The sequence below is a fragment of the Comamonas terrae genome (genome assembly GCF_001544075.1).
GTDB lineage: Bacteria > Pseudomonadota > Gammaproteobacteria > Burkholderiales > Burkholderiaceae_C > Comamonas > Comamonas terrae.
Window position 1 is genome coordinate 185,815 of sequence record NZ_BCNT01000008.1, and the last position, 12,403, is coordinate 198,217.

9 protein-coding genes are annotated in these 12,403 nt (G+C 66.7%); 4 read left to right on the top strand and 5 right to left on the bottom strand.

What is annotated here, in order from left to right:
* Window positions 1-3: 3 nt before the first annotated feature.
* Window positions 4-1,446, bottom strand: coding sequence for an aminotransferase-like domain-containing protein (locus Cte04_RS13670; protein ID WP_066478568.1), 1,443 nt, complete (start codon window positions 1,444-1,446; stop codon window positions 4-6).
* Between the two features lie 113 nt (window positions 1,447-1,559).
* On the opposite strand from Cte04_RS13670, the gene Cte04_RS13675 reads away from it, so the two are divergent.
* Window positions 1,560-2,345, top strand: coding sequence for an arylamine N-acetyltransferase family protein (locus tag Cte04_RS13675; RefSeq protein WP_066478576.1), 786 nt, complete (start codon window positions 1,560-1,562; stop codon window positions 2,343-2,345).
* Window positions 2,346-2,373: 28 nt separating this feature from the next.
* On the opposite strand, the gene Cte04_RS13680 is transcribed toward Cte04_RS13675, so the two are convergent.
* The 4 genes from Cte04_RS13680 to Cte04_RS13695 all read right to left on the bottom strand — a co-directional run bounded on the left by Cte04_RS13680 (window position 2,374) and on the right by Cte04_RS13695 (window position 7,881).
* Window positions 2,374-3,714, bottom strand: a complete 1,341-nt coding sequence (locus Cte04_RS13680) for a sigma-54-dependent transcriptional regulator (protein ID WP_066478585.1) — start codon at window positions 3,712-3,714, stop codon at window positions 2,374-2,376.
* Between the two features lie 95 nt (window positions 3,715-3,809).
* Entirely contained in the window at window positions 3,810-5,735 is a 1,926-nt protein-coding gene (locus Cte04_RS13685; RefSeq protein ID WP_066478814.1) for a sensor histidine kinase, read from the bottom strand.
* A gap of 80 nt (window positions 5,736-5,815) precedes the next feature.
* Window positions 5,816-7,111: a dicarboxylate/amino acid:cation symporter gene (locus tag Cte04_RS13690; RefSeq protein WP_066478589.1), complete on the bottom strand. Its 1,296-nt coding sequence runs from the start codon at window positions 7,109-7,111 to the stop codon at window positions 5,816-5,818.
* Between the two features lie 347 nt (window positions 7,112-7,458).
* Complete coding sequence (locus tag Cte04_RS13695; protein ID WP_066478592.1) at window positions 7,459-7,881, bottom strand: acyl-CoA thioesterase; 423 nt, start codon at window positions 7,879-7,881, stop codon at window positions 7,459-7,461.
* 266 nt (window positions 7,882-8,147) lie between these two features.
* Here Cte04_RS13695 and Cte04_RS13700 point away from each other — a divergent pair, with 266 nt between their 5' ends.
* The 3 genes from Cte04_RS13700 (at window position 8,148) to Cte04_RS13710 (ending at window position 12,386) form a co-directional block, all read left to right on the top strand.
* Complete coding sequence (locus Cte04_RS13700; RefSeq protein WP_066478595.1) at window positions 8,148-9,851, top strand: electron transfer flavoprotein-ubiquinone oxidoreductase; 1,704 nt, start codon at window positions 8,148-8,150, stop codon at window positions 9,849-9,851.
* A 560-nt stretch (window positions 9,852-10,411) separates the two neighbouring features.
* Complete coding sequence (locus Cte04_RS13705; protein WP_066478598.1) at window positions 10,412-11,380, top strand: ABC transporter substrate-binding protein; 969 nt, start codon at window positions 10,412-10,414, stop codon at window positions 11,378-11,380.
* A 121-nt stretch (window positions 11,381-11,501) separates the two neighbouring features.
* Complete coding sequence (locus tag Cte04_RS13710) at window positions 11,502-12,386, top strand: ABC transporter permease (protein ID WP_066478600.1); 885 nt, start codon at window positions 11,502-11,504, stop codon at window positions 12,384-12,386.
* The last annotated feature ends 17 nt before the right edge of the window (window positions 12,387-12,403 follow it).

Below are 12,403 nucleotides of genomic sequence, written 5' to 3' on the forward strand. Positions count from 1 at the left end.
CTGTCAGGCCGGGGCGGTGCTCCGCGCCAGTTCCCGGCACAGTTCGCCGATCTGCCCCACGGCCCCGAGCAGGCGGGGCGTGGGCTCGTTGGCGCAGTTCAGGCGCAGGTGGCTGGGCAGGTCGGCCTGCGGCGAGAACAGCTGGCCGGGGCTCACGCCTATACCCAGCTCCAGCGCGCGGCGGTGCACCTCCAGCGCATTCACCTGGCGCGGCAGTTCCACCCACAGCACAAAACCCTCGCATGGCATGGAGATGCGCGTGCCGGGCGGGAAACTGGCTTCCACCCGCGCCGTGACGGCTTGCACCGCAGCCTGGATACGGGTTTTCAGGCGCCGCAGATGGCGGTCGTAGTCGCCGCTGGCCAGCACCTCGCCCACGGCGGCCTCCAGCAGCGGCGCACCGGCCCAGTCCCCGGCCAGCCGCGCCTTCAATACCTGCGCATGAAAGCGCCCCGGCGCAATCCAGCCGATGCGCCAGCCCGGCGCCAGGGTCTTGGACACCGAGCTGCAGTACAACACGTTGCCGCTGCCGTCGAAGGCCTTGCAGGCCGGCGGACGCTGGCCGTCTCCAGCCAGGTCGCCATACACATCGTCCTCGATCAGCGGCACGCCGGCCTGCTCCAGCAGCGCCACCAGCGCGCGCTTGCGCTCCACGGGCATGCTGGCGCCCAGCGGGTTCTGCACCGTGGGCGAGGCCAGCACCGCCGCGGGCCTGTGCCTTGCCAGGGCCTCGGCCAGCGCTTGCGGCAGCAGGCCCTCGCGCGGATCGGTCGCGACCTCCAGCGCCTTCAGGCCCAGGTCTTCCAGCAGCAGCAGCGTGCCGAAATAGGCTGGCCGCTCGATGGCCACCACATCGCCGGGCTGGCATACAGCGCGCAACGCCAGCCGCACGGCCTGCGTGGCGCCGGAGGTAAGAATCAGATCGTCGGGACCGAAGCGGCCGCCCCATTGCGCGGCCCGCGCCGCGATCGGGCCGCGCAGCTCTGCCCGGCCCGGAGGCATGCTGTAGCTCTGGCCCTGGGCCTGCAGGCGCCGGCCTGCGGCCTGCAGCGCGCGCTGCAGCGTGGCCGCGGGCAACCAGGCGGGGTCGGGCAGTGCGGCGCCCAGCGGGATCAGCCGCGCATCGGCACTGCTGAACAGCGAGCGCGCCAGGCCCGCCATGGTCACGGGCATGGGGTGCGGCGACGGGCGCGAGGGCGGCAAGGCCGCGACCGGGGCCTGCTGGCGCACAAAGTAGCCCGAGCGCGGCCGCGCGACGATCAGCCCCTGGGCTTCGAGGCTGCGCAGCGCTTCCAGCGCCGTGGGCAGGCTGACCCGTTCGCGCTCGGCCAGCTTGCGCGCGGAGATCACACGGTCGCCGGGTCGCAGCGCGCCCGAAGCCAGGGTCTGGCGCAGCATCCCGGCAATGCGCAGATAGTGGGGCAAAGAGGCGTCGGGGCTGTCCATGGGCAGGGGCGAAAGAATCTGTACAGGTGGATTTTCATCCATTCTGCCTATACAGCGGAGGCCGCCCATGCCCTATCGTCCGGACTGCAACCTACGCAAGGACTTTTTTCCAAATGCACGCCAGCAATTTCGACCTGCCCACCTATCTGCAACGCATCGGCCACACCGGCCATGCCGGCCCCGACACCGCCACGCTGCACGCCCTCATGCGCCGGCAGCTGTTCACCGTGCCCTTCGAGAACCTGGACGTCCAGGCGGGCAGGATCGTCTCGCTGGTGCCCGAGGACATTGCCGACAAGATTCTCCGCCAGGGCCGCGGCGGCTACTGCTACGAGGTCAACGGCCTGTTCGCCATGGCGCTGCAGGCCCTGGGCATTGCCTACCGCTTTGTCGCGGCCCGGCCCATGTTCTACCCCGCCCGCCGGCCCCGCACCCACATGGCCGTGATCGCCGAGGTCGAAGGCCGGCGCTGGCTGTGCGACCTGGGCTTCGGCAGCTACGGCATCCGCGCGCCGATGGACCTGGACGCCGTGGGCGTCGAGGTCGCGCAGGACTGCGACACCTTCCAGCTCACGCTGGACGAACGCGGCGAATACGTGCTCAAGGCCAGGGTGGAGGGCCAGTGGGCCAACCAGTACGCCTTCGACCTGTCGCCCCAGGAATGGATCGACTTCGTTCCCGCCAACTACCTGAACTCCACCCACCCCGAAGCCATCTTCGTGCAGAAGCTGCTGGTGGTGCTGCACCACAGCACCGGCCGCGCCATCCTGCTGGACGACATGCTCAAGACGGTGACGAACGGCCAGGTCGAGAAAAGGCAGCTGGCCCGCGAAGAGATCGGCGAGGTGCTGGCCAGCCTCTTCGGGCTGGCGCCGGCCGTGGCGCAGCCAGGGCGCTGACAGCCGGCTTCAGGCGCGGCCTTGCGCCTCAGCCGCCCTGCCCGTCCAGCCCGTACTTGCGGATCTTGTCGTGCAGCGTGGTCTTGGGCATGGACAAGGCCTCGGCCGTGCGGGCCAGGCTGCCGCCCTGGCGGCGCAGCGCATCGGCAATCAGCGCACGCTCGAAGGCCTCCACGGTGGCCGCCAGGGGCTTGGGGGCTTCGGACGGCTCGGTGCCGAAAGGCGGCGAGCCGGCCTCTATGCCCAGCACCGTGCGTTCGGCCACATTGCGCAGCTCGCGCACATTGCCGGGCCAGTCATAGCCCAGCAGCTGCTGTATGCGCGCCGCCGTCAGCTCGGGCACGGGCCGCTGGTGGCGCGCCGCACCCTGCAGCGCGAAGTGCTCGAACAGCAGCGGCACGTCCTCGCGCCGTTCGCGCAGCGGCGGCACCGTCAGCGTGGCCACGTTGAGCCGGTAGTAGAGATCGGCCCGGAACAGCCCCTGGCGGCTCAGCTCCAGCAGATCCACCTTGGTCGCGGCGATGACGCGGCAGTCGATGGGAATCAGCGTGTTGGAGCCCAGGCGCTCCAGCACCCGCTCCTGCAGCACACGCAGCAGCTTGATCTGCATGGCCATGGGCATGCTCTCGATCTCGTCGAGGAACAGCGTGCCGCCGCTGGCGTGCTCGATCTTGCCGATGCGCTTCTTGCCCGCGCCCGTGAAGGCGCCGGCCTCGCTGCCGAACATCTCGCTGTCGAACAGCGTATCGGGCAGGCCGCCGCAGTTGATGGCCACGAAGTTGCCGTTGCGCCGGCTGCTGGCCTCGTGCAGGCAGCGCGCCACCAGTTCCTTGCCGGCGCCGGTCTCGCCGACGATGAGCACGTCGGCCGCGCTCTGGGCCAGGCTTTGCAGGGTCTGGCGCAGGCGCTGCATATTGGGCGCGCGGCCCAGCAGCCGGTGCTCCAGGTTGCCCGCGCTTTCAAGCTGGCGGCGCAGCGAGCGCACTTCCAGCACCAGGCGCCGGCGCTCCAGCGCGCGGCGCACGGCGCCAACGAGCAGCTCGGGCGCGAACGGCTTTTCCAGAAAGTCCTGGGCGCCGTCCTTCATGGCCTGCACGGCCATGGAGACATCGCCATGCCCGGTGATGAGCACCACGGGCAACTCGGGGTCCAGCGCCATGAGTTCGCGCAGCAACGCCATGCCGTCCATGCCCGGCAGGCGGATGTCGCTGACCACCACGCCCTCATAGTCGGGCATCAGGCGCTTGCGCGCCTGCTCGGCACTGGCCACGCATTCGCAGGCAATGCCTTCGAGCTGCAGCGCCTGCTCGCAGCCCAGGGCTACATCCGGGTCGTCTTCGATGATCAGGACTTTGAGAGCGGGGTTCATGGAGCAAGGCACGCAGGCATCATGGCAATCGGAAAAGAAACAGTGCGGCAGGGCTCGGCATCAGGGAAGGCGCCATTGCCGCTGCACGGCTGGCATCAGCCAGCCCGAGTATCCGCCAAAGCCGCGGGCGGCACCGCCGGCAGGGACAAGGTGAAGACTGCGCCGCCATCGGGGTGGTTGGCACCCTTCAGCGAGCCGCCGCAGGCCTGGACGATATCGGCCGACAGGGCCAGGCCCAGGCCCAGTCCCTGGTCCTCGGGCTTGGTGGTGAAAAACGGCTCGAACAAATGCTCTTGTGCTTCGGCGCTCAGGCCCGGGCCATGGTCGCGCACCAGTATCTGCACCTGGCCCGGCTCCTGCCCTGCCGCCTGCCGGCACTCCAGCTCCACGCAGGGCGCAGCCTGCCCGCGCATGGCGTCGAGCGCATTTCCCAGCAGATTGACCAGCACCTGCTCCACGCGGTTGGCATCGCACCAGGCGGCCAGCCGGGGCTCCCCCTTGCGCGCGATGACTGCACCGGCGCGGTCGATGCGCGCCTCCAGCACGGACAGGGCATTGTCCAGCACGTCGTCCAGCACCACGCTGGCCGGCCGGCCCTCGGACTTGCGGGCAAAGTTGCGCAGCCGCGCCGTGATGCGGCCCATGCGGTCGGCCAGATCGGCCATGCGCTGCAGATTGCCCTGGGCCACCGCCAGTTCGCCGCGCTCCAGGAAGCGCTGGCTGTTGCCGGCCAGCGTGCGCAGCGCCGCCAGCGGCTGGTTGAGTTCGTGCGCCATCTCGGTGGACAGGCGCCCGATCACGGCCAGCTTGCCGGCCTGCACCAGCTCCTCCTGCTTGGCACGCAGCGTGGCTTCGGCCTGCACGCGCTCGGCCACTTCCTGCTGCAGGGCCTGGTTGGCGGCCGACAGGTCGGCCGTGCGCTGCGCCACCTTGCGCTCCAGCGCATCATGCGCAGCCTGCAGGGCCTCCCGGGCCGCCAGCTGCTCGCGCAAATGCCGGCGGCGCTGGTGCAGCAGGGCCACCAGCAGCAGCGCCAGGGCCATGGCCGCCGTGGCCACTCCGGCACGGCTCAGCGCCAGCTGGTTGACCGGCCGCAGCGGAGACAGCACGGTCATGCGCCATGGCGTGGCCAGAAAGGAATGGAGCGGACGCGACTGGGACAGGAACAGATTGGCGGAAGCGCCGGGGGAAGCACCGGCGGCCCCGGGCCTGAACCGCACCAGGGCCGTGCCGGCGTCCAGTTCGCGCAGCACCTGCCAGTCCAGCGGCTGCAGGGCGCGCCGGTTGTACTTCTGGGAATTCTCGAGCTGCTGGCGCGTGGCCTCGTCCAGCGGCTGCAGCGTGGTGAACTTCCATTCGGGCCGGTTGCTGAGGATGAGCACGCCGTTCTCGTCGCTGACCAGCACCGGCGACTCCACGGCCGCCCAGGACTGCTCCAGCTGCTCCAGGCCCACCTTGACCACCGCCACGCCCAGCACCCCGCCCCGGTCATGGACGGAGCCCAGCGTGCTGGTGAGGTAGTAGCCGGGCTCGCCGCGCGTGGTGCCTATGCCGAAATAGCGCCCGCTGCCCACGCGCAGGGCCTCGCGGTAATAGGGACGGAAGCTCAGGTCCTCGCCGAGGAAGCTGTCGGCGCGCCGCCAGTTGCTGGCGGCCTTGACCTTGCCGCGGCTGTCCACCACGTAGACGCTGAGCGTGCCGGCGCGCTCGCTGAGCTGCTCCAGGTATTGATTCACCCGCTGCTGCAGGCCCGCATCCTCGGGCCGGTTCAGCATGGCCCGGACATCTTCGTCCAGGGCCACGATGGCGGGCAGGAAGGCGTACTTGTCGACCTCCCGCTCCAGGCTGGCCGCGTACAGGTCCATGCGGTGCTCGCCCGAGGCGCGCAGGTCCGCAATGCCTGCCCGCTGCGCCAGCCAGTACACGCCCCAGCCGCCCAGGGCGCTCAGCAGCAGCCACAGGCAGACAAGCAACAGCAAAAAAAACGGGCGCAGCGGCCTGGCTGCGGAGAGAGCGGACATGGGGTCCGCCATGGTAGCAGCGCCGGCCGCCGCACCCATGGCCGGCAATGGGACCGGGCGGGCCAAATGCCGTCAGCCCGTCAGGCGGCCAGGCGCTCCGACTCGGGCAGCGCAATGGCCGCGGCCTCGGCCTGCAGGCCGGCCTCGTCGTCGCTGTCGCCTTCCCACTTGGCCACCACGGCCGTGGCGATGGCATTGCCCAGCACATTGGTCAGCGTGCGGCCCATGTCCAGGAAATGGTCGATGCCCAGGATCAGCAAAATGCCGGCTTCCGGCAGGCCGAACATGGGCAGCACGGCGGCCACCACCACCAGTGAGGCGCGCGGCACGCCCGCGATGCCCTTGCTCGAGACCATGAGCACCAGCAGCATGGTGATCTGCGCGGTCAGGGACATCTCGATGCCGTAGGCCTGAGAGATGAAGATGGCCAGGAAGGTCGTGTAGATCATCGAGCCATCGAGGTTGAAGGAGTAGCCCAGCGGCAGCACGAAGCCCGTGATGCGCGGCTTGATGCCGAATTCCTCGAGCTGTTCCATGAGCTTGGGCAGCGTCGATTCGCTGCTGGCCGTGAAAAAGCCCACCAGCAGCGAGCCGCGGATCAGCCCCAGCAGGCGGAACACGTCGCGGCCCAGTACCAGATAGCCGGCCAGCGTCAGCAGCACCCACAGCGTGGCCAGTGCGATGTAGAAGCAGACCATGAACTTGCCGAACACGGACAGCATGCCCAGGCCATGGGTGGCGATGGTGTCGGCCACGGCACCGAACACGCCCACGGGTGCGAAGCGCATCACGTAGTCGGTGACGCGCAGCATGACGTGGGACACCTCTTCCATCATGTCCACCAGCATGTATTTCTTCTGGTGGTTCAGATAGCCCAGCGCCAGGCCGAAGAACAGCGCGAACACCAGGATCTGCAGCACCTCGTTGGTCGCCATGGCCTCGACGATGTTCTTCGGGAAGACGTGCGTGATGAAATCCTTGAGGTTCAGCGCCGAGGTCTTCAGGCCCAGGCCGTCGGCGCTGCTGGGCAGCTCCACCTTCAGGCCATGGCCGGGCTGCAGCAGGTTGGCGTAGAACAGGCCCAGGAACAGCGAGCAGAACGACGCCGCGATGAACCAGCCCAGGGCCCGGCCGCCGACGCGGCCCACCGACTGGGCATCGCCCATGTTGGCCAGGCCCGCCACCAGGGTGGTGAACACCAGGGGAGCGATGATCATCTTGATCATGCGCAGGAACACATCCGTCAGGATGCCGAAATAGCTGGCGATCTCCTTGGCTGCCTCGGGCGTGGCGGCAGAGGTATGCACCATGTAGCCGACGAGCACCCCCAGTGCCATTGCCAGCAGGACCATCATGGTCAGGCGATTGGATTTCATTCGTTTGGTTTTGTATGCGTTGTAGTCTTGCCGGGACAGACTGGTTTCGTCTCGTACCAGAGCCCGTGCGGCAAAGGCGGCGCCTTCCGGTCGCCACCGCTGCCACACGGGCTGTTTCCGCCCCGGCACTCGCAGCCGCTCGCTGCGGCCTGGACCAACCTATGCACGGAACGTGCCAGCTGGCGCATGCGGCATAAGCCTTTGATTTGCCTATGTCACGCATACTTTTGTGCATACTTTGCGACACTGTGCCTCCGGATTTCCGGACGCACACACCCCCATCCATCCGGAAATCCGAACACCGCCTGCCTGGCGCCGGCAGCGCCTTGCCTGCGGGATTGCCCCTATCAGGCCGCGGTCAGTTCACGCACCCACTGCGGCAGGTCGGTGGCCTTGTGCTGCAGGAAATCCACCCAGATCACGGTGGCGCCGCCGGCGGCGCAGACCACGCCCGGCGCCTCGTCCTTTTCCATGGTGATCCAGCTTTCGAAGGTGGTGCGCGCCGGATCGCTGACATACAGCTTGAGCCTGACCACATCGGGATAGGCAAACTGCTGGTAGAAGTTGCAGAAAGCATTGACGATGACCGGCCCGTCGCCAGTGGGCGCGGGCGGCATGCCGGCCTGCATCATCCAGTCGATGCGCGCCGTCTCCATGTAGCGGAAATACACGCTGTTGTTGACATGGCCCATTGCATCCATGTCCCCCCAGCGCACGGGAAAGCGTGTCTCGTATACCAGCTTCTTGTGTTCGGGCAGTTCCATGCGCATAGGTGACAGTCTCCGGTCGCGGCCGGCGGATGCATCCGCCAGACTATGTGTTTAGAGGAATGGCAAGCCGATGGGCAGCCTTTGTCCTTGCGCACTGTGCCCTGTTCTGCGGGTAATCGCTGTCACCAATTAGCACGCCCGTGCACAAATCGGGACATGGAGGACATAGAATCGCCCGCATTGCGGCATCTGCGGCCCCTTCCCCAGGGAGCTGCGGCCCGGCCCCCGCCATATCATCTTTTTACTATCCAAGCGAGACTCTCCCGATGACAAACGAAGAAATCCTGGCCCAGTACGGTCCGCGCGAAGCCATGGAATACGACGTGGTGGTGGTGGGCGGCGGCCCCGGTGGCCTGTCCACCGCCATCCGCCTGAAGCAACTGGCCGCGGAAAAAGGCCAGGATGTCTCCGTCGTGGTGCTCGAAAAAGGCTCCGAGCCCGGCGCGCACACGCTGTCCGGCGCCATCATGGACACGCGCGCGCTGACCGAGCTGATTCCCGACTGGAAGGAAAAAGGCGCGCCGCTGAACCAGCCCGTGACCGACGACGCCATGGTCTTCCTGGGCGAGAAGGGGTCGCTGCGCACGCCCAACTGGCTGCTGCCCCGGTGCTTCCAGAACCACGGCAACTACATCGTGCGCCTGGGCTTCGTCACCAAGTGGCTGGCCGACCAGGCCGAAGCCCTGGGCGTGGAAATCTTCCCCGGCTTTGCCGCCGCCGAAGTGCTCTACAACGAGGACGGCTCCGTCAAGGGCGTGGCCACCGGCAACATGGGCGTGGGCAAGGACGGCGAGCCCACGGGCGACTTCCAGCTGGGCATGGAGCTGCATGCCAAGTACACCATCTTCGCCGAAGGCGCGCGCGGCCACCTGGGCAAGCAGGTCATCGCCAAGTTCAGCCTGGACGCCAACCGCGATCCCCAGACCTACGGCATCGGCGTCAAGGAGCTGTGGGAAATCGACCCGGCCCGCCACAAGCCCGGCTTCGTGCTGCACACCGCCGGCTGGCCCATGAAGAGCGACACCTACGGCGGCGCCTTCCTCTACCACCTCGAGGACAACCTGGTCACGCTGGGCTTCATCACCGGCCTGGACTACTCCAACCCCTACCTGTCTCCGTTCGAGGAGATGCAGCGCTGGAAGACCCATCCCAACATCCGCTGGTACCTGGAAGGCGACGAATCCAAGGGCATCAAGCCCGGCAAGCGCATCTCCTACGGCGCGCGCGCCATCACGGCCGGCGGCATCTCCAGCCTGCCGCGCTTCGTGTTCCCCGGCGGCGCGCTCGTGGGCTGCGAAGCCGGCTTTCTCAACGTCAGCCGCATCAAGGGCAGCCACGCCGCCATCAAGACCGGCATGCTGGCCGCCGAGGCCGCCTATGAAGCCATCGTGGCCGGCCGCCAGCACGACGAGCTCACGAGCTACACCTATGCCTTCGAGAACAGCTGGCTGTACGACGAGCTGTACAAGGCCCGCAACTTCAAGGCCTGGTTCAAGAAGGGCCTGACCACCGCCACCATCATGAACGGCATCGAGCAGTTCGTGCTCAAGGGCCACATCCCCTGGACGCTGCACCGCAACAAGCCCGACCATGCCTACCTCAAGCCGGCCGACCAATGCCAGCCCATCGTCTACCCCAAGCCCGATGGCAAGCTGACCTTCGACCGCCTCTCCAGCGTGTTCATCAGCAACACCAACCATGCGGAAAACCAGCCGGCCCACCTGACGCTCAAGGACCCCGGCGTTCCCGTGAACGTGAACCTGACCCAGTTCGCGGGTCCCGAGCAGCGCTACTGCCCGGCCGGGGTGTACGAGTTCGTCGAGGACGAGGCCAATGCCGGCAAGCAGCGCCTGCAGATCAACGCGCAAAACTGCGTGCACTGCAAGACCTGCGACATCAAGGACCCGACGCAGAACATTGTGTGGGTCACGCCCGAGGGCGGCGGCGGTCCCAACTATTCGGGCATGTAAAAGCGTATCCGCGATCCGGGCCCGCCAGCCCGGCCAGGCGCCATGGAGACCGAGGCCTGCTTTCGAGCAGGCCTTTTTCATGCGCGCCAGGTCGCACCGTGGTTTCTGCCTGCGGTTTCAGCCGGTGCATTTACTGCGGGTTATCCATGAGATTCCAAAAATCAGGAGCACGCTCGCCTGATTTGCAAAGCGCGGCAGGCTTGGCAAGCGCCAAGGAGCCAGTGCTTGCGCACGCTCAAATTTTGTGCAATGCGTACCCAAAGACTCTTTTTCGGACAATGAATGCAGGAAAAATGCAAAACAGGGCATCCAAATGCCTCCGCACGATGCAAAACTGCAGCCGTTTTTCTTAAATTACTGCATGAATAACCCGTTTGGTTTTCACTTTGTGCAGTTTTCATGCCATTTTTTGGCGAATTCCGTATAGGTGAAAACAGGGTTATGACTAGCGACGAGACAAGCAGGTGGGTGCAGTAGACTTTGCCGCGAGGCGCTGTGTATCAAAACGCAGCCGTCTTATTCACCATCTGGAAATAAACACAAACACGCTGGAGATACACATGAAGCAGCTGTCTTGGGCCCGCATGGGCGCCCTGGCCCTGGCGGTTTCCGCCATTTCGGGGGCATACGCAGCCGACACCAAGTCGGTGGCCGTGACCGCCATCGTCGAACACCCGGCCCTGGATGCCGTGCGCGACGGCGTCAAGGACGCCCTCAAGACAGCCGGCTACGAGGACGGCAAGAACCTCAAGTGGCAATACCAGAGCGCCCAGGGCAATACCGGCACCGCCGCCCAGATCGCCCGCAAGTTCGTCGGCGACAAGCCTGACGCCATCGTCGCCATCGCCACGCCTTCGGCCCAGGCCGTGATCGCCGCCACCAAGACGGTGCCCGTGGTGTTCTCCGCCGTGACCGACCCCGTGGCCGCCAAGCTGGTGGCCAGCTGGGAGCCTTCCAAGAACAACGTGACCGGCGTGTCCGACCTGCTGGCCCTGGACAAGCAGATGGACCTGGTCAAGCAGGTCGTGCCCAATGCCAAGCGCATCGGCATGGTCTACAACCCCGGCGAGGCCAACTCCGCCGTGGTCGTGAAGGAGCTGCAGGCCCTGCTGCCCAAGATGGGCTGGACGCTGGTGACGGCCGCCGCACCCCGCTCGGTGGACGTGAGCAGCGCCGCCCGCTCGCTGGTGGGCAAGGTGGACGTGATCTACACCAACACCGACAACAACGTGGTGTCGGCCTATGAATCGCTGGTCAAGGTCGGCCAGGACGCCAAGATCCCGCTGGTGGCCTCGGACACCGACTCCGTCAAGCGCGGCGCCGTGGCCGCCTACGGCATCAACTACCGCGACCTGGGCGAGCAGACCGGCCGCATGGTGGTGCGCATCCTCAAGGGCGAAAACCCCGGCGACATCAAGCCCGAAGTCTCCACCAAGATGGAGCTGTTCGTGAACCCCGGTGCCGCCGAAAAGCAAGGCGTGAAGCTGTCCGACGCGCTGATCAAGTCGGCGGCACAAGTGATCAAGTAAGGCCTGTGCGGCGCGCCGCCCCCGGATGCGTCCGGAGCGGCGCAGGCACAGCGGCAGGCGTCATGGCAACATGGCCCTGCCCTTTTTTTAGACGTTCCCCCTCGCGCCTGTCGCTATCCGTATGTCTCTCTTTTCCCTGCTCGGTGCCGTCGAGATCGGCCTGATTTTCAGCCTGGTGGCGCTGGGCGTCTTCATTTCCTTTCGCCTGCTGCGCTTTCCCGACCTCACGGTGGACGGCAGCTTTCCCCTGGGCGGCGCCGTCTGCGCCGTGATGATTTCCCAGGGCATCAATCCCTGGCTGGCCACGCTGGCCGGCACCGCCGCCGGCGCCGTCGCAGGCTTCATCACCGGCTGGCTCAATGTGCGCCTGAAGATCATGGACCTGCTGGCCTCGATCCTGATGATGATCGGCCTGTACTCGGTCAACCTGCGCATCATGGGCGGCCCCAACGTGCCGCTGATCAACGATCCCACGCTGTTCACCATGCTGCAGCCCGACAGCGTGGCCGACTATGTGATGCGCCCCGTCATCCTGCTGGGCTTCGTCGTCGTGGCCAAGCTGGCGCTGGACTGGTTCTTCGCCACCGAGCGCGGCCTGGCCATCCGCTCCACGGGCTCCAACGCCCGCATGGCCCGCGCGCAGGGCGTGAACACCGGCGCCATGATCCTGCTGGGCATGGCGATTTCCAACGGCCTGGTCGGCCTGGCCGGCGCGCTGTTCGTGCAGACCCAGGGCGGCTCCGACATCTCCATGGGCATAGGCACCATCGTGATCGGCCTGGCTGCCGTGATCGTGGGCGAGACCATCCTGCCCTCGCGCAAGATCATCTGGGCCACGCTGGCCGTGGTGATCGGCGCCATCGTCTACCGCTTCTTCATTGCCGCGGCCCTGAACATCGACGCCATCGGCCTCAAGGCCCAGGACCTGAACCTGGTCACGGCCGTGCTGGTGACCGTCGCCCTGGTGATCCCGCAGATCAAGAAAAAGCTCGGCAAGCGCAAATAAGAACGACAAGAACGAAA